24 protein-coding genes are annotated in these 21,462 nt (G+C 38.8%); 7 read left to right on the top strand and 17 right to left on the bottom strand.

Annotated elements, in window-relative coordinates:
* The coding region (locus tag ACFSBH_RS17025; RefSeq protein WP_379597901.1) for an IS3 family transposase at positions 1–79 on the top strand (79 nt) is incomplete at its 5' end.
* 92 nt (positions 80–171) lie between these two features.
* Here ACFSBH_RS17025 and ACFSBH_RS17020 read toward each other — a convergent pair.
* Both ACFSBH_RS17020 and cwlD read right to left on the bottom strand, forming a co-directional pair.
* On the bottom strand, positions 172–1,233 hold the full coding sequence (locus ACFSBH_RS17020; protein WP_251517502.1) for an Mrp/NBP35 family ATP-binding protein: 1,062 nt from the start codon (positions 1,231–1,233) through the stop codon (positions 172–174).
* A 97-nt stretch (positions 1,234–1,330) separates the two neighbouring features.
* Positions 1,331–2,047 (bottom strand): N-acetylmuramoyl-L-alanine amidase CwlD, encoded by a 717-nt coding sequence (gene cwlD, locus ACFSBH_RS17015; RefSeq protein ID WP_251517505.1) that lies wholly within the window; start codon positions 2,045–2,047, stop codon positions 1,331–1,333.
* 151 nt (positions 2,048–2,198) lie between these two features.
* Between cwlD and ACFSBH_RS17010 the strand changes: the two genes are divergently transcribed.
* Positions 2,199–2,654 (top strand): DUF948 domain-containing protein, encoded by a 456-nt coding sequence (locus ACFSBH_RS17010; protein ID WP_251517507.1) that lies wholly within the window; start codon positions 2,199–2,201, stop codon positions 2,652–2,654.
* Between the two features lie 40 nt (positions 2,655–2,694).
* Here ACFSBH_RS17010 and ACFSBH_RS17005 read toward each other — a convergent pair whose 3' ends face one another.
* The 5 genes from ACFSBH_RS17005 to ACFSBH_RS16985 all read right to left on the bottom strand — a co-directional run bounded on the left by ACFSBH_RS17005 (position 2,695) and on the right by ACFSBH_RS16985 (position 4,642).
* Entirely contained in the window at positions 2,695–3,114 is a 420-nt protein-coding gene (locus tag ACFSBH_RS17005; RefSeq protein WP_379598745.1) for a hypothetical protein, read from the bottom strand.
* Positions 3,101–3,319 carry a helix-turn-helix transcriptional regulator gene (locus ACFSBH_RS17000; RefSeq protein WP_379598743.1) on the bottom strand — a complete coding sequence of 73 codons (219 nt, stop codon included), beginning with the start codon at positions 3,317–3,319 and terminating at the stop codon, positions 3,101–3,103. Before ACFSBH_RS17000 ends, ACFSBH_RS17005 begins: the two co-directional genes overlap by 14 nt.
* A 165-nt stretch (positions 3,320–3,484) precedes the next feature.
* Complete coding sequence (locus tag ACFSBH_RS16995; RefSeq protein WP_251516462.1) at positions 3,485–3,715, bottom strand: hypothetical protein; 231 nt, start codon at positions 3,713–3,715, stop codon at positions 3,485–3,487.
* The gene (locus ACFSBH_RS16990; RefSeq protein ID WP_379598741.1) at positions 3,705–4,163 is read right to left on the bottom strand and encodes a DUF948 domain-containing protein; all 459 of its coding nucleotides are present in this window, start codon (positions 4,161–4,163) and stop codon (positions 3,705–3,707) included. The genes ACFSBH_RS16995 and ACFSBH_RS16990 overlap by 11 nt, the downstream gene beginning before the upstream one ends.
* A 2-nt stretch (positions 4,164–4,165) precedes the next feature.
* The gene (locus tag ACFSBH_RS16985; RefSeq protein ID WP_379598739.1) at positions 4,166–4,642 is read right to left on the bottom strand and encodes a DUF948 domain-containing protein; all 477 of its coding nucleotides are present in this window, start codon (positions 4,640–4,642) and stop codon (positions 4,166–4,168) included.
* Between the two features lie 201 nt (positions 4,643–4,843).
* Here ACFSBH_RS16985 and ACFSBH_RS16980 point away from each other — a divergent pair, with 201 nt between their 5' ends.
* Complete coding sequence (locus tag ACFSBH_RS16980; protein ID WP_251516456.1) at positions 4,844–5,695, top strand: YihY/virulence factor BrkB family protein; 852 nt, start codon at positions 4,844–4,846, stop codon at positions 5,693–5,695.
* A 39-nt stretch (positions 5,696–5,734) separates the two neighbouring features.
* Here the strand turns inward: ACFSBH_RS16980 and ACFSBH_RS16975 are convergent, their stop codons facing one another.
* From ACFSBH_RS16975 to uxaC, 6 genes are all read right to left on the bottom strand, one after another.
* Positions 5,735–7,066: an efflux RND transporter periplasmic adaptor subunit gene (locus ACFSBH_RS16975; protein ID WP_379598736.1), complete on the bottom strand. Its 1,332-nt coding sequence runs from the start codon at positions 7,064–7,066 to the stop codon at positions 5,735–5,737.
* The gene (locus ACFSBH_RS16970) at positions 7,063–7,737 is read right to left on the bottom strand and encodes a hypothetical protein (RefSeq protein WP_379598734.1); all 675 of its coding nucleotides are present in this window, start codon (positions 7,735–7,737) and stop codon (positions 7,063–7,065) included. The genes ACFSBH_RS16975 and ACFSBH_RS16970 overlap by 4 nt, the downstream gene beginning before the upstream one ends.
* A 168-nt stretch (positions 7,738–7,905) precedes the next feature.
* Complete coding sequence (locus ACFSBH_RS16965; RefSeq protein ID WP_379598732.1) at positions 7,906–9,387, bottom strand: gluconokinase; 1,482 nt, start codon at positions 9,385–9,387, stop codon at positions 7,906–7,908.
* Positions 9,388–9,622: 235 nt separating this feature from the next.
* The gene (locus tag ACFSBH_RS16960; RefSeq protein WP_379598730.1) at positions 9,623–10,393 is read right to left on the bottom strand and encodes an SDR family oxidoreductase; all 771 of its coding nucleotides are present in this window, start codon (positions 10,391–10,393) and stop codon (positions 9,623–9,625) included.
* Between the two features lie 110 nt (positions 10,394–10,503).
* Positions 10,504–11,772 carry a nickel pincer cofactor-dependent isomerase, group 22 gene (locus ACFSBH_RS16955; protein ID WP_379598728.1) on the bottom strand — a complete coding sequence of 423 codons (1,269 nt, stop codon included), beginning with the start codon at positions 11,770–11,772 and terminating at the stop codon, positions 10,504–10,506.
* A gap of 367 nt (positions 11,773–12,139) precedes the next feature.
* Positions 12,140–13,552 carry a glucuronate isomerase gene (gene uxaC, locus ACFSBH_RS16950; RefSeq protein ID WP_251516444.1) on the bottom strand — a complete coding sequence of 471 codons (1,413 nt, stop codon included), beginning with the start codon at positions 13,550–13,552 and terminating at the stop codon, positions 12,140–12,142.
* Positions 13,553–13,775: 223 nt separating this feature from the next.
* Between uxaC and ACFSBH_RS16945 the strand changes: the two genes are divergently transcribed.
* Together ACFSBH_RS16945 and ACFSBH_RS16940 are read left to right on the top strand one after the other, a co-directional pair.
* Complete coding sequence (locus ACFSBH_RS16945; RefSeq protein WP_251516443.1) at positions 13,776–14,930, top strand: ROK family transcriptional regulator; 1,155 nt, start codon at positions 13,776–13,778, stop codon at positions 14,928–14,930.
* 287 nt (positions 14,931–15,217) lie between these two features.
* The gene (locus ACFSBH_RS16940) at positions 15,218–16,390 is read left to right on the top strand and encodes an ROK family transcriptional regulator (protein ID WP_251516442.1); all 1,173 of its coding nucleotides are present in this window, start codon (positions 15,218–15,220) and stop codon (positions 16,388–16,390) included.
* A gap of 132 nt (positions 16,391–16,522) precedes the next feature.
* On the opposite strand, the gene gndA is transcribed toward ACFSBH_RS16940, so the two are convergent.
* Positions 16,523–17,929 carry an NADP-dependent phosphogluconate dehydrogenase gene (gene gndA, locus ACFSBH_RS16935; protein WP_251516441.1) on the bottom strand — a complete coding sequence of 469 codons (1,407 nt, stop codon included), beginning with the start codon at positions 17,927–17,929 and terminating at the stop codon, positions 16,523–16,525.
* Between the two features lie 277 nt (positions 17,930–18,206).
* Here gndA and ACFSBH_RS16930 point away from each other — a divergent pair, with 277 nt between their 5' ends.
* Positions 18,207–18,596 carry a thiol-disulfide oxidoreductase DCC family protein gene (locus ACFSBH_RS16930; RefSeq protein WP_251516479.1) on the top strand — a complete coding sequence of 130 codons (390 nt, stop codon included), beginning with the start codon at positions 18,207–18,209 and terminating at the stop codon, positions 18,594–18,596.
* Positions 18,597–18,613: 17 nt separating this feature from the next.
* Entirely contained in the window at positions 18,614–19,684 is a 1,071-nt protein-coding gene (locus ACFSBH_RS16925) for a serine hydrolase domain-containing protein (RefSeq protein ID WP_251516440.1), read from the top strand.
* Positions 19,685–19,695: 11 nt separating this feature from the next.
* Here ACFSBH_RS16925 and ACFSBH_RS16920 read toward each other — a convergent pair whose 3' ends face one another.
* The 3 genes from ACFSBH_RS16920 to ACFSBH_RS16910 form a co-directional block, all read right to left on the bottom strand.
* Positions 19,696–20,142, bottom strand: a complete 447-nt coding sequence (locus ACFSBH_RS16920; protein ID WP_251516439.1) for an NUDIX hydrolase — start codon at positions 20,140–20,142, stop codon at positions 19,696–19,698.
* Between the two features lie 62 nt (positions 20,143–20,204).
* A complete protein-coding gene (locus ACFSBH_RS16915) occupies positions 20,205–20,624 on the bottom strand; it encodes a disulfide oxidoreductase (protein ID WP_379598724.1) in 420 nt (139 codons plus the stop codon).
* Between the two features lies 1 nt (position 20,625).
* Positions 20,626–21,297, bottom strand: a complete 672-nt coding sequence (locus ACFSBH_RS16910; RefSeq protein ID WP_251516438.1) for a DsbA family protein — start codon at positions 21,295–21,297, stop codon at positions 20,626–20,628.
* Positions 21,298–21,462: the final 165 nt, after the last annotated feature.

The raw sequence follows: 21,462 nt of genomic DNA, 5'->3' as shown, positions 1-21,462 counted from the left end.
CTATAATACGAAACGGTTGAAAGCAAAGTTAAAAATGAGTCCGGTACAATACCGAACTCATTTTGAGCAAGCTGCATAATGAATTAACCGTGTCTAACTTTTAGGTCACTTCATTTGCAGTGCTTTTTTCATCGTAATATATATAATTTGCTTTAAATGATGCCCGCTAATTTATTCTTCCTCAATTTTAGCAATAACTTTTGCAGCCATTCGGCGGAATTCTTGGCCGTTCGGATGATCTTCTTGGTATACGGATGGAGCAAACACTTCTTCATCCATATACGGCTGTTGTAGCGGAAGTTGACCAAGTACTTTTGTTTTAAGCACTTCAGCAAGCTTCTGTCCGCCACCCTGACCGAATACATATTCTTTCTCACCGGTGAGTTTACTTTCAAAATAAGCCATATTTTCCACTACACCAAGGATTTCATGGTTTGTTTTTAATGCCATTTGTCCTGCGCGTGCCGCAACAAAGGCAGCAGTAGGGTGAGGTGTAGTCACAATAATCTCCTTACATGTAGGAAGCAGTTCATGGACATCCATCGCAATGTCACCAGTTCCTGGAGGCAAGTCGAGCAGTAGGTAGTCTAAATCGCCCCATTCCACCTCAGAGAAAAAGCTATTCAGCATTTTTCCTAGCATTGGACCACGCCAAATAATCGGTGAATTATCTTCTACAAAAAAGCCCATGGAAATCACTTGTACACCGAAACGTTCAACAGGAATGATTTTCTTTCCGCGTACGACCGGGCGGTTCTCGATTCCCATCATATCCGGTACGCTGAACCCGTAGATATCGGCATCAATTACCCCGACTTTTTTACCGAGCCTTGCCAACGCTACAGCAAGGTTAACGGTAACGGTTGATTTACCAACGCCACCTTTTCCTGATGCAACCGCGATAAACTTCGTATTAGTATTACCACCCATAAGTGAAGCTTCCTGCGCCTGTTCAACCGCCGGCTGATATTTACGGATGACTTCCTCTGGAAGTTGCTCAAAGCGTAAACCTACTGTATTTGCCCCATTTTTCTTTAAAATGCCAACAATCTCTTGTTGCATTTGCATTTGTTCGCCTGTATTCATTTTAGAAATGCCAATTTTCACACTGACATGATTCTTATCTTCCTTTATTGTAACACCCTTGATTCCATCTGTTTCTGCTAGTGTCGTATGTAAAAATGGATCCCTCACTGGACCTAAGAGCTCGATTACTTGTTCTTTCGTTAGCATATAGTCACCATCCTTATTTTGCATATGTATGTATACAAATAAGTATAACATAATCCTGCAAAAACCTAAGGAATTAGCTTGTTTGGTGACGGTTACACTAATCCTCCTCTATCTCTTCTGTAACGTAACGTAAAATCCCTTGATAAATGCTGGCAGCCATTTGCTCCTGATATTCCTCGCTTTTCAAGAGCTCTCTCTCTTCCACATTCGATAGGAAACCTATCTCAACAAGTGCACCTGGGGTCTCAGAATGCTTCAACAAATATATCCCATCAATTTGCAATGCTTCCCGATTTGTATTTTCTAAATTACGGCGGATTTCCGCTTGAACCATCCGAGCGAGATGTCTATTTTCATCAAAAGCTGGATAGTAAAACGTTTGTGCTCCACGCCACCTTTCTGATGGAAGTGCATTTAAATGGATCGTAAGGAAAAAATCAGCATCCTTACTTTCAATAAATTCAAGTCGATTGCGGATATCTTCTGATTTTCTCCGGGAAAGACCCTTTGTATCCTCACTTGCCAAGTCTTGATCTGTCTCCCTGGTTAAATAAACAAGGGCTCCAGCTTGCTGCAAATAGCGCTGTAATTGTTTGGACACATTAAGAGCAATATCCTTTTCCAGCGTATCATCCTTCCCAACTGCCCCACCATCAGGTCCACCATGTCCCGGATCAAGAACAATGACTTTTCCCGATAAAGGAAGGGACCATGATGCCCAAGTCGTGTCGGTTTGCTGTATTGGTAATTGAATTAAATAAGCAAGTGCACCTAAACCAAATAACCAAATTCCTATCTTGTAATAACGTTCCATCCTGACGCCACCCTTTGAAAGCATTTATTTAAATTTTATGGAGTATAAGAACGGTTTATGACTATGGAAATGTGGTATGCTAAAGGAAGAACGTTTATACTAAGACATGTCGTGGTAAGAAATTATAAAACCGGTTGAGAGGAGTTTTGCGATGATTTGGGTAGGTATTGGGTTAATCATCATCGGAATCGCCCTATTGGCAGGAACAGTTATTTTAATCAGACCAATTAACAAAGTTTCTGCCATTTTATCAGATGTGAAAGAAACAACAGAAGGCTTGCCAGACACAGTAAACAATGTAAGCGAGCAAGCAAATCAAGCACTGCATACAGGAGTAGATACACTTCAACAGATCAATACTCAATTGAAAGAACTGACTCCGATTTTTTACCTCGTAGGTGACGTTGGAAGAGCAACGCATCATCTATCAGCTAACATGGTGAATGCAGTTGAGGAATTTGAGGATAAAGATACTGGAACATTTGCTACAAGAAAGAACCTGGAAGGTCTATATGGAGCTTTAACATTGGGAGCTATGGTTTTCCAAAAGGCTAAGGAATTTAATAATGAGAGAAAAGTTGTTGTTACCCAGGAATCACAACAGTAAAATAGATCAATCAGAGTCCAGCTCTGGTTGATCTATTTTGTTATTCCTCCCTGTTCTTTTTTCGTAAATAGTAAATATACAGAGCAGGAATAAGTCCGCAAATGAAGATAATTCCTCCCACCATTACTCCTGTTGCGGCTGTATATTGTTCGCCAATTGTACTCAAAAAACCAATTAGGATGCTGAGAAATACTAAAACACTCAGCCAAATACCTAAGCTCTTTTTAGGTGATTTCCTCGGCTTTTCGTATTCAATACTAATATTCATTGACAGGTAGGAAAATGCAACCATCGTTATTAGAAATACAATCCACAAGGGATTACCAGTCATTTCCTCCATCCCTTTTGAAACGAAGTCAAACACTAAAATAGCGACAATACCAAAGGTCTGAATAATAAAAGCGATACGAATGTTTTCCAGATTTTTTAACTTTAACCGTTCATCTTTAATTTTTTCCATCTTTCTCACTCTCCTTATTTAACCAAAAAATTTCGTCCAGCGTCTTATCAACTGCATGACAGATTGCCAAACATAATTTCAAGGTTGGATTATACTTCCCTTTTTCAATTAAACTGATGGTCTGACGAGTGACACCAACTTTATCTGCCAACTGTTGCTGCGTAAGATCAGCTTGCACCCTCGCCACTTTTACTTTATTCTCCACATGTGATTTCCTCTCGAATGTCATTTATATATTACTTTATATAACATATATATGGAATAATGCAATATATAAATTACATTTAATACAACTCCAGTGATTATTCTAGGAAGCGCCCTCTCGTAAACACAAAAAAATGCATGGTGTAATCACCATGCATTTCATACTTCATTCACGCTCTGCATTCATTGCTGCTTTAAGCTTTGCTTCTTGTTTTATTTTTGCAAGCAACAATGCCTGCTTTTCACCATCTTGATAAATCTTATTTTCCAACGCTCTAGCTTTATCGAGGATAGACGGTTCAACGGTTTTGCGATCTCGATAATTTGAAAAAACTCCAATGGCTATACCACTGAGAAGTCCGCCAACAAGAGAAAAAATACGGCCTTTAATTTCCACCTGTGAATTCCCCTTTAGTACGGTCTCCCGCGAACTGCTGACGACGTTTCAACAGATAATAGCCTAATGCAAAAGAACCGTACAGTCCTCCAATTTTATTTTTATCAGCAATTCCTTTACCTTCTTCTGTTTTTTGTTTCATCGTTTCCGTTACATCAACTAAAGAAGAAGTGAATTTTCTTGTCGCGTTCCCTACATCTCCTACGATGTAGAATAGCGGACTTAATTGAGTCATTTTCTCATTTACATCTGCTAGTGTATTATTACTTTCACGTATCATATTAGTCGTTTCAGTCATCACATCATCCAATTGTTCAGGAAGCTGCTTCATTGTCTTGTCAATGCCACCGAGGACGCCAGCCAGATTATTTAATGTATGCCCTAAGAAAATCGCTAAGATAAAAAATGCTACTCCGATTAATAATACTCCGATACCTACTAATGTCATTTCTATCCCTCTCTCCCTGTTACTGCTATTTCATTGTCATCTCGGATCATCAGTTCATTTCTATCATTTGTTTTTTTACTTTTCCACTGATTGAATAATGTTAAGCCTACCTCGCTCCATTTGATTCCTTCAATAAACGGCTTCACCTTTTTATCCATTTCTTCATCCGTTAAATTGCCAAAACTATTTTGAAATGCTGTATTAGCCGATTGAATGGACTCGCCCAATAATTGAACAGAATCAAACACACTGTCGGTAGCTTGAACCTTTTCTGTCACATCATCCATTAAGGAATCCGTTTCCTTTAGCGTTGCGGAAAGCTCAGGAGTAATCTTTTGCACTTGCTTTTCAACCTCACCTAATGTCACACTAAGTGATTTCATTGTATTCGTTACACGCTTCAGGACAAAGCAGAGATAAATAACTACGATTAGAAATGCGATGGCTACTAGTAAAACACTTAAGTAAATTAGTCCCATAAGTACTATTCCCTCCTTTAGCATCCAAATACATCGACACATATTTATAGAGATATTATACCACTAGATTAATTAAATAAAACGTTTAACGATGGAACAGAACTCTTTTATCCCCTGTAAAGAAAAAGATTATTTTAGACGAGGCAGGGTATATAGTTTATAACATACGAGGGCAAGAGCTAACTGGAGGTCGTGATAATCATGAATAAGATTAAACGTTATGGAAAAGTTATTTCGGAAAAAATTAAAGAAGATAATATCACTCTTTTGGCAGCTGCTTTAGCTTATTATTTTTTATTGGCGGTTTTTCCATTATTAATTGTAGGATTTGCAATTATCCCTTATTTTAATATTTCTCCTGATGATGCGATGGAAGTCTTCTCAACCATTCTACCAGCGGAAATCGCTTCTCTGTTTGAAGAAAATATTGTTAGTCTCGTTCAAACACCTCGGGGAGGGTTACTTACCATCGGGATTATTGGTGCACTTTGGTCAGCATCCAATGGAATCAACGCCTTTATTAAGTCCTCCAATGAAGCTTTTGATGTTGAAGAGACCCGTTCTTTTATCGTCGTTCGCCTCATCTCTTTAGGACTCACCATCGGTTTAATTGTAGCTGTTGTGGTAGCTATAGCATTACCAGTTTTGGGTGATGTTATTTTACAGCTGGTAAGCGACATTACCGGTATTACAGTCGGCATGGGGATCCTGTTACAAGTCCTCCGCTGGATAATCAGTATCGTTGTCCTGACAACATTCATCGTGATGTTGTATCGTTTTGCCCCGAATAAAAAAATCTCCTTCAAACATATTCTACCAGGGGCTATCATTGCCAGCTTACTCTGGCAAGTTATTTCATTCGGTTTTTCCATCTATGTCAGCAACTTTGGAAATTACTCTGCCACCTACGGCACACTCGGAGGAGTGATTATATTAATGGTCTGGTTCTTCTTAACGGGACTGATTTTAATGCTAGGCGCGAGTCTAACTGTTATCTATCACCGTTATAAAATCAGAAGTTCCGCTGAGTTGCATAAAGCTGCGAACATTTAATAGAAAAAGCCAACCCCATTGCACTTGTCAATGGGGTAATTATCTGGATAATATGCCACTTACAAACGATTTCCACTCTGGTCGATCTGGTGAAAGAGATCCTCGATTCAGCTCTCGCCATTGAATTGGCGTAATAAAAGTTGCCCCATTCCGTAATTGCTTCACAGGTCCAGCGGCAACATTTACGCCTGATTCGAGTCCATTTATGATCTCGACTTGATGGTCGTCAAATAGACCAGTTTCTATTTCACGTCGTTGCAACGTTCCATCATTATTCATTTGCCAGACACCGTGATCAATGAATGCATTTTCAAAAATTGCAACAGCCCCAATGGATTCCTCTAACGTAATCATCAATGTCCCGTGGTAGCCCGGCAACAACTCTACATCAGTTTCTGTATCTTCATCTGTTTCTTTATCTTCATTTGTATCTGTGTCTTCATCTGTTTCCTCATCTTCATTTGTATCTGTGTCTTCATCTGTTTCCTCATCTTCAAGCCCTTCTGTGAAGGTCGCAGTAAACTTATAATTACTCTCTTCATCAACCTCTAAAGATGCAGGGGAATGAGCCAGTGAATCTACGACACCCTCCAGCATTACGGCCGATTTTTCGAGCTGTAATACTGCTGGCATTCCCTCTTTTACCTCCGTCCTTTCCACCTCGGTCAGATTCCCAGAAGCTTGGAGTTCGACACTCTCGATGATAATGAGGGGATCTGCAAGTTCGGTCGAAATATGCTTGATTATTCCCGCATATGGACTTTCAACAGTCAGCATGTCACCTGTTGACCGGAGTTCACTCAACTGATTCTCCAACGAGGTAAGTTCCAGATTTTTCGCAGTCAATTCATGCTCTTTTTCTACCAAATACTGTTCTTTCATGAACTCGGCTTCCAATTGCGACTCAGGGATTTCAACAAAAATATCCTCTTCAGTAATTAACACGGAACTGGAAGGATTAAATTCATTGGAAGGGATTGCATAGTTCTCAATTTGAGAAATTGCCGACTCAAGTGCTTCAATCTCTCCGTTTACCCGCTCTATTTGTTGAAGAAAATCCGCCTCGGTTTCATAATAATTTTCCACCCGATACGTATATAGGCCCGTTCCCTCCGTCACCTCATCTCCTTCAGAGACGAGAAACTCTTGAAATATCCCTTTACTACGATCAAAATAAATTTGTTCTTCATTTGCCGCAGACAAAACAACCGGCTTGTACATCTCGTTTTTCAGGTCTGCTGTAAAACTCGCTGACCAATCATTTACATATGAAATACGGTCAATTTTCATTTCGTCATCCTGGAGCACGAGGAATAAATTAACTGCTATAAATAAGATGATTCCTAACTGAAGCCACCGATTTTTCCTCATTCGAACCACCTACTTATCATATAAGAATCCGTAAAAGAAATGGTTGCTGCAAGGACCCAGCCTAACAAATGCAACAAGATAATAAATATCCAGATCGTTCGCTTCTCATTTTCAGACATAGCGTGCAAGAAACGAAACTGAAACCAAATAGTCCACAATTGAAAAAGGGTAATCGCTCCAAAGAAATAAATAAACCATTCAATTTCAAAGATATACGACGCTATTACTCCAAAGGATAAAGGTGACACATACCAATCCAAACCAATAAATATTGCAATCGGAATCCAAATCAAGCGCTCCAACAGCAAGACAGATAGAACAATTTGTTGCATGATGATTAGCTTCTGATATGGTATTCCTGTTATAAGTTGATAAATCATACTGGGAACAAAGAGTACTGCTGCAGCAAACGACGCACCATACACTACTCTTCCAAGCAAAAACCATAGTTTGCTAGTTTCATATTCGCCAGAACTTAGATATGCCATACTGCTCGAAAGAAAGGTTGATCCAATTCCTAAATAAGCCATCCAACCATAGATTAACGCTGAGGCGAGAATAAGTAATAAACTCGTTTTCCATAGATTCGTTATCTTTTCCGCACGCTTGATACGGAAAATATGATCGTAAATTGAAGTAAAAAATTTGAATAGCTGAACATGATAAGGCATGCTTCGACTTCCTTTTTCAGTTAAATTAGTGTATGACTTACATTTTAACTGAAATACAGAGGAATTTCTATGTAAAGTAGCAATTTTTCTAAATAATAGGAAAGTAGTCCTTATGATTAATAAAAAGAACCAGCTCTTCTCATAAGAAGCTGGTTCCCCATAAATCCATCAGATTTCATCAAATAAAGCAGTGACAGCTTGGCCAAGCTTTTCATATCTTTGATAAACTTTTTGGTATAGCTCATGATTTTGTTTATTGGAGGTGATTTTTATTTCTCCAGGTAGGTTCTCTTTAATCGCACGGAACGATGACGCTTCTCCAATGGCGACAAGCGCTACCCACGCTGCACCCCAAGCTGCATTGTGGTGAGTTTCTGAGAAGTAGAGATCTTCACCGAGAATGTCAGCTAGTATTTGTACCCAGATTGAAGAACGGGTCAGACCACCATTCACTGTAACCTTCTTCGGTTTTCCGGCCAATGTCTCCAATGAACGGTTGATTTGGTAAATGTTAAAAGCAATCCCTTCCAAGACTGCACGTGTCATTTCAGCACGAGTATGCTCGACTTGAAGCCCATAAAAGTTCCCTGACGCCTGCTGATTCCATAGTGGTGCACGCTCTCCATTAACATATGGAAGAAAAAGTATACCGTTTGCTCCCGCCGGCACATCCTTAGCTTCTTCAATCAGTTCTGTATAGTCACCAGGAAACTTGATTACGTCCTTAAACCATTGCAGTACAATACCGCCATTATTAGTAGGTCCGCCAATAATCGATGTATCCTTGGAAAATGCATAGGTGAATGTCTCCATTTTCTCATTGATTGGTGCACCTTCGACAAATTGTCGAATCGCTCCACTCGTACCGACAGAAATATTAACCTCACCTGTTGATGTTGCACCGCTTCCAAGATTCGCAAGCTGGCCGTCCGCAGAGCCGATAATAAATCTATGACCATCCGGTACATCCAAAGCATCCTTCAATTCTGGGACTAGCTCGGATAACTCCCATGTCGGCTCTACAACATCCGCTAACTGGGATTCAGTTATTCCAGCGAGCTCCAATGCCTCAGCATCCCATACTCTGTTACTAACATCGAAGAAACCTGTCGAAGAAGCCATTGCATAATCAATCACACGCTCTCCGAACCAATGATAAACTAGATATTCTTTCATTGTCATGAAATACGTTGCTTGTTCGTAAGCAGAATCTTTATTTTCCCGCATCCATATTAACTTTGTTAGTGGAGTCATTGGGTGGATTGGAGTTCCAGTCCGCGAAAAAATCTCTTTGCCTTTTTCAGCTTCTAGTCGTTCTGCCTGTGCATTCGCGCGGCCATCCGACCAAATCAGCATATTGGATAAGGGCTCTCCCTTTTCATCCACACAAATCAAGGAATGCATAGCAGTACAAAAACCTGTTGCCACCAATTCATAGTTGGATTCATCCACAGAGCCAATGACTTGCTTCATCACTTTTCTTGCAGCTGCCTCAACTTCCTTAGGGTCTTGTTCTGCATAACCTTGTTTCGGATAATATGTAGTTACAAGCTCTTCCGCTTCCGTGATCAGCTTACCTTTTTTATCAAAAACAACAGCCTTTGCGCTAGTTGTTCCTATATCTAAACCAATAACTAGTTTTTCTTTCATTGTCCTCATCCTTTAGATTGTGGGATACGTTATTCGAGGAGCTACCCCACGTAAATTTGTATTCATATAAATATTACATGATATAGTTGATGATTTTCATATCGCCGCAATAGAAAAGGCTTTGAAGAAGTTACGCCTCCCTCAAAACCTTTCTTCTAAACCCTTTGTGGTCAGGGGTTGGAAATCGTCTACGTAACGAAGTATGGATTGAAAAGACCCGTTTTCGTACGCTTTATTAGATTGTCATGCTTCCGTAACCGCCATCTACACGTACGAAGGTTCCTGTTACGAAAGATGATGCTTTATCAGAAGCTAAGTAAATGGCAGCTCCTTTTAACTCTTCCGCTTCACCAAAACGGTTCATTGGTGTATGGCGCATAATGTTTTCAATTCGTTCTTCATCCAAGATTTTACGGTTTTGTTCAGCCGGGAAGAAACCTGGAATGATTCCATTAACCCGAATACCGTGTGGAGCAAATTCACGAGCCAAGTACTGTGTCACACTGTTTACACCAGCTTTTGAAGTAGAGTACGTAAACACGCGTGATAATGGTGGACCAGAAGATACAGAAGAAATATTAATGATGCTTCCTGGTCTTTCTTGTTCAATCATTTTCTTAGCAAAGACTTGTGTTGTAAATACAAGGCCTTTCAAGTTGACGGACATGATGTCATCCCATTCTTCAGGAGTAAGATCGAAAAATGGTGTAGAGCTATTTTTCCCCGGGGCATTCAAGAGAATATCCCAGCCACCAGCCCACTCTTCAATTTGATTAGCAGCTTCTGTAACTGTTTCAAGTTTGCTTACGTCTCCGTAGAAAGCAGCTGCATCTCCACCGGCTGCTTTAATTTCTTCAGCAACTTCTTTTGCAGTTTCAAGGTTTCTTCCTACGATTGCAACTCGTGCTCCTTGTTCCGCAAAGCCTTTCGCGATTGCGCTGCCTAATGTACTGTTTCCACCAAAAGCAACTGCCGTTTTTCCTGTTAGATCAAATAAGTTTGTCATCGTTTCCCTCACCTTTTCTAGTTTTTCTCGGATCATTTAGATAAAAATTTCACGAATCTTTTTAGCGCAGCCACAACCCGCTCCAATGAAGCATGAAAGAGTTTTATGAATTAAAATAGGTTTCCGTTCTCATCAAATTCCAATTCATATACATCAGAAATTTGTACAAGTTCCGGATGGTCCTTCACATGGTCAAGCAGTGTTTCGGATACTTCTATTTCAGCCAATTCCAACGTATTCTTGATTCGGACAACGGTCACCTTTGTAAAATCGAGGATATTCGCCGTTTTGATTGCCGCCTGGAAGGCTTGCTTATCGTTTTCCAATGTAGTTGAGATATGGGTAGGTCCAACAACTGTTGATGTTAAACCATTTGCATATGTTCCGTGGCGATCCATTTTATTCACGAGTCGTTCTGTTGTAAAGTCAGCAGTCCCAACTCCATTCGCATTTCCTTCTGATGCAGAAGTAAGATCGAGAACTGCCATTTTCGTTACTTCAGGTCCGCCGTAAGCGTATGGTGTCGGATATCTCCCCGTAATATTCGGATCCATTCCATCCCCACTGATGTTTTTTCCAATCTCATCGATAATCAGGACGTCTATTTTATCAAAATGCAGTTTCGGTAATAGCTTTTTCGCGAGCTTCTGCAATTCAATTTCCCGCTCTTCAATTTCCTCTGGTTTAAGCACGGCAATTTCCGCCACTTTGTCAAAAGCATTCTCAACCGTTGCTACAGCAAATAATATCGGCATTTTTTCCAAAGCAATCCTCGCCATCTTTGGAATGTTTTCCGCCATGTACTTGAAGCCCATTTGGTGGCAGGCTTCTGCACCTTTTTGCTTTCCTAGCCCAATACTGATCATCTTCATGATTCCACTTTCAACCGGACCACGGAATGCCGTATGAGGCTTAACACGGTTAATGACAACAATTCCATCTGCTTCGGATGCAAATTTATCAATATATACCGGTAATCCATTTTCCAATTGCCCAATCTGGATGACTTCCATTGATGAACGGATTTCCGCTCCCACCGTCTCTTCTGTCACACCAAGATGCTCAAGCACTGCCTTTTGGCCCTCAGCTGTAGCACCGCCATGACTTCCCATTGACGGAACGATGAATGGCTTTGCACCAAGTTCTTTTAAGAATTCAACCGTTACTCGTGTGACATCCACTAATCTATCAGTTCCTCTTGAACCAACAGCAATTGCGATTTCCATTCCCGGCTTCACAAATTCAGCGACGCCTTCTTTTTCCAATTCCTGTTTCAGAGTTCCCGGTACATCTTCAATTTTCTCGTCTGAAAACGATTGACGGACCTTCGCCATCTTTGGTATCGGAATATCTTTCAGTAATTCATGGAGAATACCCATTTTTCACGACCTCCAGTTTATCATTCATTAATCTTATTATAATCGTATACCCTTACATCGGGTATTTTATAAGGGGTTATTGTAATCCCTTTCATTTCTCTCAAAAAAGTGAATTTTGAGCTCATTTAATTTGTTTACCGGATAAATTAATTACAAATATACCTTAACACTTTATACATATATCGTCAATTAAAAATTGGCATTTATCGCAACAAACAAAAGACGTAAAGTATAGGACTTAGATGCTGCATTCGAGTTCAAAACAAGGACTAACGCATATTCAAACGATGCATTGGTCCTTGTTCAGATAGTAAAAAACTATTCACTTTGTTTACGTATTGAAATAAACGCAACTTCTTGACCAATTTTAGTTGCTTTTAGGTTCGAAGTTGAAATAGCGCTTTGCATTTTCATAGCAGATATTGCGCACGTATGTACTCAATAGTTCTAAATCATTCGGCGCCTTGCCTTCCTCTACCCAAGCCCCTAAGATATTACATAAAATTCTTCGGAAGTATTCGTGTCTTGGGAAAGAAAGAAAGCTTCTAGAATCAGTAAGCATTCCGATAAAGTTACTAATAAGTCCAATATTCGCTAATGTTTTCATTTGATCTTCCATTCCATCGATGGTGTCATTAAACCACCATGCAGTTCCAAATTGAACCTTTCCAGGGACCTCATCACTTTGGAAGTTTCCAGCCATGGCAGCCAGTATATTATTGTCACGAGAGTTTAAACTATATAGAACCGTTTTAGGAAGTTTGTCCTTAACGTCCATCGCATCAAGTAAGTTTGAAAGCTTATCTGCCAGCAAGTGATCTCCAATGGAGTCAAAGCCAGTATCTGGTCCTAACAACTTAAACATACGTGTGCTGTTATTTCTCAGTGGATTAATATGCAGCTGCATTGCCCAGCCTTTATCAGCATATAATTCTCCAAGGAATACTAAGGTATACGTTTTGTATTGTTCAACTTCAGCTGCTGTTAAGGATTCACCCTTCAATCGTTTCGTAAAGATTCCGGCTACTTCATCTTTCGTTGCATTCTCATAAAATATCACATTAATTCCATGATCAGAACTACGGCAGCCATGCTTATCAAAGTAATCGACACGACTGGATAGAGCATCGAGAAATGCATCATAGTTTTCAATGGATTGATTTGTTACAGATTCCAACTTTTCCACCCATGGAAGGAAGTCTTCATTTTCAATCGCTAACCCTTTATCCGGGCGGAAGGAAGGAGAGACTGTTACAGAATAATCCGTTTTTGCGAGTGCCTGATGCGCCTTTAGATCATCTGTTGGGTCATCCGTTGTTCCAACAAATTCCACTTTTTTGTTTTTCAGTAGGTTTCTTGCAGACATTTGCGGAGTCGATAGTTTTGCATTAGCCGCTTCCCAAATGGCTGGAGCTGACTTTTCATTTAGTAATTCATCAATATCAAAATAGCGGAGCAGTTCCAAATGTGTCCAATGATATAGCGGATTACCTAGTGTATTAGGTACTGTTTTTGCCCAAGCAAGAAACTTTTCATAAGCGGGCTTATCACCAGTTATGTAATCTTCGGAAATTGCATTCGCACGCATTGCTCTCCATTTATAATGATCTCCACCCAACCAAATTTCAGCTAAGTTTTCATAATTTTTATCTGCAAGTATTTCATGTTGGTTTAAATGGTTATGATAATCAATAATAGGCAAATCCTTAGCAGTATCGTGGTATAACTTACGGGCGGTATCATTGTACAATAAAAAATCATCGGTTATAAACGTTTTCATTGTTCTCCTGCCTTTCCTTATAGCCATTTATTTTTCAAAACGTCTTATTTGTTTGCCAAACAAACAAAAATGTTCTATATTCATAGTACATGTAAACGCTTTACTTTTCAAGTTGATTTGCAACTTTTAAACGAAATGAAAGCCTTTGCAAATTATTGTGCTTATTCTTTTGTATTGAGCGATCAATAAAAGGGGCATTTTTATTAAATGGGGGAGGAACAACATGGTTACAGGGGATGGCGCATACATAAAGAAATTAAACAGAAGGATTATTTTACAAAAGATTATTGAGCGCGGATTTGTTTCTCGAGCGGAACTTGCTAAAATAACAGGTCTGAATAAAGCGACTGTATCCGTACAAGTTTCTGATTTGCTCAATGAAAATCTCGTTAAGGAAACCCAACTGGAGCATCATTCAGTAGGCAGAAGGCCTATTATGCTTTCAGTTAATGGCAGAGCCGGTTATGTACTTGGAATCGACCTTGACTATAAAGAAATTATTTATCGCATTTCCAGTCTGCAAGGCAATTTAATAGAGACGAAAACCGCTGAATTGGACACAGAGCGGTATGAAGAAGTTGTCGATATCCTTATAGCAGAAATCAAGCAATATAAAGATGATTATGCCGATTGTACTTACGGACTTGTGCAGACAATTATCGGCGTTCACGGTACCGTAAATAATAATGAACAGATTCAATTTATCCCTCGATTACAATGGACCGATAAGAATCTGAAAGCAGATATTGAGCGTGCAATTGACATAACTGTTTCTATCGAAAACACTGCCAATCTCTCCGTATATGCTGAAAGAGTTTATCAATATCCAGAGAGTGATAACCTATTAGGAATCGTACTCAGTTCCGGGATAGGTGCGGGAATCATTAGTGATGGGAGCCTAACCAAAGGCCATGATGGTTATGCTGGAGAAATTGGTCATATGATCATTTCCCCTTATGGGAATAAATGCAGTTGTGGTAACCACGGTTGCTGGGAACTTTATGCTGCAGAACCTGCGGTGTACCATATGTTAATGAAGAAGCTTGATCGACAATATCTAAACTATGCTGATATAAAGAAATTACTTGCGGCGAACGACCTTACAACAAAACAAATCATGAAAAACTTTATTCATTATGTATCGATTGGATTAAATAATATGATTAATTCCTATAATCCTGAAAAATTAATTATTAACAGCGAATTATTAAAGCTTTACCCGAATGCAATTAAAGAAATAGAACAAAGCCTCCGTTCATCTGTTAGTATTTATCAAAAAATCGTCTTATCTAATCTAGGCAAAGATGCGAGTGTATTAGGAGCATGTTCGCTAGCTATTCAAAACTTCCTTGATGTATCAGAGGTTATATTTCAATAAATATAATAGTAGGTTCAAACAAGGAGATGCCCTTTGCACCATATTTTCTGAATTACTTTGTTTGGAATATAATAATAAACTAATCTAATGTTCCACTATTATTTCACTTGATTCCACATTACATAGTTCATTATTTGCTATAATGGTATTAGTAAATAACGTTACAGTTTGAAAGCCTTTACAACCTGTTATCATAGTGATAAATTTAAAATGGCATGTTGTATTATTTGTTCGCTAAACAAATAATGGGAGATAGAATATTGTCATACATAAAAGGGGGATACAACATGGTTACAGGGGATAGTGCATACATAAAAAAACTAAATAGAGGACTTATTTTACAAAAGATTATTCAACATGGACTGATTTCAAGAGCGGAAATCTCTAAAATTACCGGTTTAAACAAAGCTACCATTTCAGCCCAAGTTGCTGAATTGATCGATGAAAAGCTAATAACCGAAACACAGATGGAACACCATACTGTTGGAAGAAGACCAATCATGCTATCGATTAATGGTAGTGCCGGCTATGTTTTAGGCATCGATCTTGATTATAAGGAAATTAAATATCGTATATCTGACCTACAAGGAAATCTAATCGAAACAGAAATAGAAATAATAGATACTGAGGTTTATGAGGAAATCGTTGAAATCCTCAGTGAACACATTCAAAAGTACAAACAAAAATATTCCGCATGTCATTTTGGGCTTGTTCAAACAATCATCGGTGTTCATGGTACTGTAAATAATGACGAATGGATTCAATTTATTCCGAGACTGGAATGGACGAATAAGGATTTAAAAGCGGATCTTGAACGTGTTATCGATATGAATATTTCAATCGAAAATACCGCTAACCTATCTGTATACGCCGAAAGGGTTTACCAATTTCCAGAAAGCGATAATATATTAGGAATCGTGCTCAGCTCAGGTATTGGTGCAGGAATTATAAATGATGGAAAACTCATTAAAGGACGTGATGGGTATGCTGGGGAAATTGGACATATGATTATCTCCCCTTACGGAGGCGAGTGTAAGTGTGGAAACCAAGGATGTTGGGAACTTTACGCCGCGGAACCTGTCGCCTTTTCTCAGTTAATGGAAAGACTGGACCGTCCGAATTTAAGCTATGAAGATATTAGACAATTAATCGAAGCAAATGATTCCACCACCATTGACATAATGAAAACTTTTATTCTATATGTTTCAATCGGACTAAATAATATGATCAATTCATATAACCCGGAGATGTTGATTATAAATAGTGAATTGTTAAAGCTATATCCAAACGCAATTCAGGAAATTGAAGAAAATCTACGCTCTTCAGTAAGTGTTTATCAACAAATTGTCCTGTCCGATTTAGGAAAAGATGCAAGTGTACTAGGTGCATGCGCACTCGCCATTCAAAACTTCTTTGAAGTCGATGAAGTAATATTTCCAAAAGAAAAAGTTATAGCGTAAATGTTAATTGAAGAGAATCAGGGATTTCAAGCATTTTCATTAAAATCAAGCATGAATCAGCAAACACCGATTCATGCTTTTTACTTTCACAAAAAAGTGAGCCAATCAACGTATGATTGACTCACTTTTTAATTAAAACCAGTTTGTATGGAATGTACCTTCTTTATCTTTTCGTTCGTACGTATGTGCACCAAAGTAATCACGCTGTGCTTGGATAAGATTTGCTGGCAGATCAGCAGCACGATAGCTGTCATAGTATGCAATTGCACTTGAGAATGTCGGCACAGCAATTCCGTGTTGGATAGCCAAAGCAACTACTTCACGTAATGCTTCTTGATAACCTTCTACAATTTCTTTAAAGTAAGGATCTAGCATCAAGTTAGCTAAGTTCGGCTCACGGTCGTACGCTTCTTTGATTTTTTGCAAGAAGTTTGCACGGATGATACATCCTCCACGCCAAATCATCGCAATGTCACCAAACTCAAGATTCCAATCATTCTCCTCAGATGCTGCACGCATTTGGGCAAATCCTTGAGCATAGGATACGATTTTACTCATGTAAAGAGCTTTACGGACTTTTTCAATCAACTCTGTACGGTCACCTTCGTATTTCGTTGCTGATGGACCAGATAATACTTTACTTGCCGCTACACGCTCGTCCTTCAAAGATGAAATGAATCGTGCAAATACTGACTCCGTAATCAATGGAAGTGGAACCCCTAAATCAAGTGCATTTTTACTAGTCCATTTACCAGTACCTTTCTGACCAGCCTTGTCCATAATGACTTCCACTAATGGCTGACCAGTTTCTTCATCTTTCTTCGTGAAAATATCTGCAGTAATTTCAATCAGATAACTATCCAATTCGCCTTTATTCCACTCTGTAAATACTTCACTAAGCTCTTCCGCTTCCATACCAAGAACATATTTCAAGATGAAGTATGACTCACCAATGAGTTGCATATCACCGTACTCAATTCCGTTATGTACCATTTTCACAAAATGTCCCGCACCATTTGGTCCAATGTAAGTAACACATGGATCTCCATCTACTTTTGCGGAGATTGCTTCAAAGATAGGAGCAACAAGTTCATATGCTTCCTTTTGTCCGCCAGGCATAAGGGATGGTCCATTTAAAGCACCTTCTTCCCCACCTGATACTCCCGTACCGATAAAGTGGATACCTGTTTCGTCAAGCATTTTATTACGGCGCATTGTATCTTCATAAAGCGTATTCCCGCCATCAATCAGGATATCGCCTTCTTCTAGATAAGGTTGCAACGACTCAATTGTTGCATCGGTAGCCGGGCCTGCTTTCACCATCAACATGATTTTACGCGGCTTTTCAAGGGAGTTAACAAATTCTTCAATTGTCTCCGCTCCAACGAAATTCTTGCCTTTTGCTTCATTTGCCAAGAATTCCTCGGTTTTTGCAAATGTTCGGTTGAACACCGATACAGAATACCCTCTGCTTTCAATATTTAAAGCCAAGTTTTTACCCATTACCGCTAAGCCGATTACACCAATTTGTTGTGCCATATCATTCCATTCCTCTCATACATAGGTTTTTTATATTATAAAAGTTCTTTATTAACAGCGTTTCCATTAAATTGCCATGTATTCAACATAGCTTTTGTTTCACCTTATTATATCGCAATTAATTTGCCGGTCAAACAAAAGAAGTGTTATATATATACAATAATAAATGAGTAGTACAGCTTTTACAAGTGATAATATGGTGAATAACCCATTGTAGAAATAATGTAAAAAACATATAATGGAAATAACAAATCATAAAGGTGGATGTTCGATGCCAATCAAACAGATTATCCTATTTGATGGAGAATGCAATTTTTGCGATCGTAGTGTGCAATTCATTATAAAGCGGGATCCTCAAGCTGTTTTTAATTTTGCTTCTCTACAAAGTGAAACAGGCAAAGAACTTTTAGCATCACACCTTATTCCTGAAGATAACGATAGCATTGTACTTATCTCAGGAGAAAGAGCTTATCAGAAATCGACTGCCACCTTACAGATTGCTAAACAGTTAAAGGGTTTATGGAAACTATGTTATATCTTCATTATTCTGCCTCGTCCAATTCGGGACTTTTTCTATGACAAATTCGCTAAAAATCGATACAAATGGTTTGGGAGAAAAGACAACTGTGCCATACCATCTCCTGAAATAAGAAAACGATTTTTATAGTACTAGGAGGACTAACATTGGTTAGCAATGAGTCTGAAATGAACATGGATGAAACCATGAAAAGCATTGATTCCTTCCTGAAAGAGACCATAGAATCAAAGAAAATCCCTGGAGCTGTCATCTTAGTTGCAAAGGATAAAAACGTGCTTTTTCATAAAGAGTACGGCTATGCCCAAATTACCCCTGTTCAAGTTCCGATGAAGAAAGATTCAATTTTTGACCTTGCTTCTCTAACTAAAATAATCGCTGCTTGGCCGGCAACCATGCTTTTATTAGATCAGAAATTAATTACACTCCAACATCGAATACCCCACTTCTACGATTACCATATTAATGCAACACTTCAAGATACCAACCTTTTACAGTTATTGACCCACACTTCAGGTCTCTCTGAACGGACCTATCTGATACAATACGGTCAAGATAAAGAAACCATCTTAAAAGGAATATTGGCTGATGGCTTAACTTATCCTCCAAACGAACAAGTGAAATATTGTAACCGTGGCTTTGTATTGTTGGGGGACATGATTGAAAAGGCTGCTGGAATGAGTCTTGATGCATTTCTCAAAAAAGAAATATGGAAGCCTCTAGGAATGATGGATACCACTTTTAATCCTGACAGCAGTTTAATTGACCGTGTCGTTGCAACAGAATATCTTCCTGATCGAAAAATGGTTAAGCGGGGAATTGTCCATGATGAAAATGCAGAACTACTGGGAGGAATTGCAGGTCATGCCGGGACTTTCTCTACAGCAAAAGATCTTGGTAAAATGTGCAGCATGATCTTAGATGCCTTAAAACATGATGAAAAATCCATTATTCCCAAAGATTTGATTGCCAGCTCATTTTTCAATTATACAAGAGGATTGAACGAAGCTAGAGGTTTGGCATGGCAAATCTATCACGAATGTGAAGAAAGTATTATTGTTGGCCACTATGGATTTACAGGCACAACAATCTGGATGGATATAAAGCAAAACATGTATATGATCCTTCTGACCAACCGAGTGCATCCGAGCAGGGATAATTCCAGTATCCATTCGATTCGCGCATTCGTGAGGGAACAGCTTTTTCCTTCATGGAAATGAGAACAGGCCATTTATGCCTGTTCTCTACTTTGCTTTCCCCTTAAAGTCGAATGTCTCTTGATGTAATCTCTCAAAAAGTCTTTATCTTCAGGAAAGGATAATTTCAACGTCTCTAGCTGATGTACGCTCTTCCAAGCAATGTCGTGAATCAGATGGTCCGGATCTTGGATTATTCTTCTTCCGCCAATAATGTTAACCAAAAAATAATGGACTTCAACGGAAATATCAAACTCAGGATATTTTTCTTTTTTCACCTTAATCTTTTCAATGATTTCTGTTTCATATCCTGTCTCTTCCGCAATTTCCCTCATGCAACATTCTTCGTACGTTTCGTCTTTTTCCTTACCTCCGGATGGGACAGACCAAGTTTTTTCCTCTTCGGGAGTCCCTTGTAGCACCATTAATAGTTCTCCCATCTCATTAAGACAAATACCAGCGGAACCTTGCCACTCTTTCATAGACTTCCCCCTCCCAGTTTACTCTATGTGACACTTACAGTTTAGTTAAGGATAAACGAATTTCATCGCGCTTTTCGAGTTAATAGCATGAACACTACAATTAAGGTGAATGCGATTAATGCTAAGAACGGAATCGTAATAAATCCTAGCCAATTAATGTATTCAGCACTGCATGGCACACCACTAGCGCATGGCTTTATTGCTGCAAAACCCGGAACTTTCTGCTGTAAATAATGAAAGAGCGAAATGGACCAGCCAATCACTGCCAGTGGCAATATATATTTCTTAACCGAACGGTCATTTTGGAATGTTGCTATTCCGAGAATCACCGCCAAAGGGTACATCAATATCCGCTGATACCAACAAAGTTCGCATGGAATAAAGCCTCGAATTTCACTAAAGTAAAGACTGCCGAGTGTAGCTACGATAGACACTAGCCAAGCTGTATAAAGTGTATACTGTGACAAGTCTATTTTCATCATCTTAATTTTCCTCTAGTTCGCTTTCTATTGCTTCTTTAATTGCCTCGTAGTCGAATGGATCTTCTATCATCGTTTCATTTACCATGATAGTAGGTGTAAGTTCCACGTTGAATTCGGTTACTAATTCAGTGTCTTTATTCACTTCATCCATTTCGGAATTGTTTTCAATCTGTGCTTCTAAATCCTCTGCATCAATTTCAGGAATTCCATTTGCTATTTCCATTACTTTTTCCATCGTAAGCCATTTGCTATTATGATCATCGCTTGGTTGTGCGTCGAAAAGTTTTAAATGAAACTCCCAATAGGCATCCGGGTTTTGTTTATAAATCGTTTCAGCTGCTAAGGACCCCAATTCAGACTCTTCTCCATGGAATAGCACGTTAATAAAAGAAAATTTCACCTTTCCAGTATGAACATAGTCATTTACTAACTGAAGGAAAACACTGTCTCCCCAAGCCTTGCATGCAGGACACTTATAATCTCCAAATTCTACTACTGTTACAGGTGCATTCTCATCACCTAATGTAGGTTGCCCTTCGATTGATGGTTGTTTTTCAAATGTCACTTCTTCATTTGAATCAGATTTATTATTATTGATGACGACTAAAGCAACAACTAATGCAACAATGATCAATGTTGCAATCACAATTAATTTAAACGGTGATTTTTTCATTAGAACACCTCTCCATTCTTTAGATAATCTTAATTTTACCATCAAACTTTTATTTATAGCTTTATAAAAGGGATTGTTCAAAGCATGTTCAAAAATAGAAGTTTGACTTACATATTAGAATTTACTAATATGATACTAACAAAACATATTAGTAAGTTCTAATAT

The sequence above is a fragment of the Oceanobacillus luteolus genome (assembly GCF_042678205.1).
Taxonomy (GTDB): domain Bacteria; phylum Bacillota; class Bacilli; order Bacillales; family Amphibacillaceae; genus Oceanobacillus; species Oceanobacillus luteolus.
Note: the sequence above shows the minus strand (reverse complement) of the source record. Positions and strands in the feature narration are given on the sequence as shown.

Excerpts from the sequence above, each read along its gene's own strand:
- ACFSBH_RS17020 (WP_251517502.1), bottom strand. The coding sequence starts at position 1,233 with ATGCTAACGAAAGAACAAGTAATCGAGCTCTTAGGTCCAGTGAGGGAT.
- cwlD (WP_251517505.1), bottom strand. The coding sequence starts at position 2,047 with ATGGAACGTTATTACAAGATAGGAATTTGGTTATTTGGTTTAGGTGCA.
- ACFSBH_RS17010 (WP_251517507.1), top strand. The coding sequence starts at position 2,199 with ATGATTTGGGTAGGTATTGGGTTAATCATCATCGGAATCGCCCTATTG.
- ACFSBH_RS17005 (WP_379598745.1), bottom strand. The coding sequence starts at position 3,114 with ATGGAAAAAATTAAAGATGAACGGTTAAAGTTAAAAAATCTGGAAAAC.
- ACFSBH_RS16990 (WP_379598741.1), bottom strand. The coding sequence starts at position 4,163 with ATGACATTAGTAGGTATCGGAGTATTATTAATCGGAGTAGCATTTTTT.
- ACFSBH_RS16985 (WP_379598739.1), bottom strand. The coding sequence starts at position 4,642 with ATGGGACTAATTTACTTAAGTGTTTTACTAGTAGCCATCGCATTTCTA.
- ACFSBH_RS16980 (WP_251516456.1), top strand. The coding sequence starts at position 4,844 with ATGAATAAGATTAAACGTTATGGAAAAGTTATTTCGGAAAAAATTAAA.
- ACFSBH_RS16975 (WP_379598736.1), bottom strand. The coding sequence starts at position 7,066 with ATGAGGAAAAATCGGTGGCTTCAGTTAGGAATCATCTTATTTATAGCA.
- ACFSBH_RS16970 (WP_379598734.1), bottom strand. The coding sequence starts at position 7,737 with ATGCCTTATCATGTTCAGCTATTCAAATTTTTTACTTCAATTTACGAT.
- ACFSBH_RS16965 (WP_379598732.1), bottom strand. The coding sequence starts at position 9,387 with ATGAAAGAAAAACTAGTTATTGGTTTAGATATAGGAACAACTAGCGCA.
- ACFSBH_RS16960 (WP_379598730.1), bottom strand. The coding sequence starts at position 10,393 with ATGACAAACTTATTTGATCTAACAGGAAAAACGGCAGTTGCTTTTGGT.
- ACFSBH_RS16955 (WP_379598728.1), bottom strand. The coding sequence starts at position 11,772 with ATGGGTATTCTCCATGAATTACTGAAAGATATTCCGATACCAAAGATG.
- uxaC (WP_251516444.1), bottom strand. The coding sequence starts at position 13,552 with ATGAAAACGTTTATAACCGATGATTTTTTATTGTACAATGATACCGCC.
- ACFSBH_RS16945 (WP_251516443.1), top strand. The coding sequence starts at position 13,776 with ATGGTTACAGGGGATGGCGCATACATAAAGAAATTAAACAGAAGGATT.
- ACFSBH_RS16940 (WP_251516442.1), top strand. The coding sequence starts at position 15,218 with ATGGTTACAGGGGATAGTGCATACATAAAAAAACTAAATAGAGGACTT.
- gndA (WP_251516441.1), bottom strand. The coding sequence starts at position 17,929 with ATGGCACAACAAATTGGTGTAATCGGCTTAGCGGTAATGGGTAAAAAC.
- ACFSBH_RS16920 (WP_251516439.1), bottom strand. The coding sequence starts at position 20,142 with ATGAAAGAGTGGCAAGGTTCCGCTGGTATTTGTCTTAATGAGATGGGA.
- ACFSBH_RS16915 (WP_379598724.1), bottom strand. The coding sequence starts at position 20,624 with ATGATGAAAATAGACTTGTCACAGTATACACTTTATACAGCTTGGCTA.
- ACFSBH_RS16910 (WP_251516438.1), bottom strand. The coding sequence starts at position 21,297 with ATGAAAAAATCACCGTTTAAATTAATTGTGATTGCAACATTGATCATT.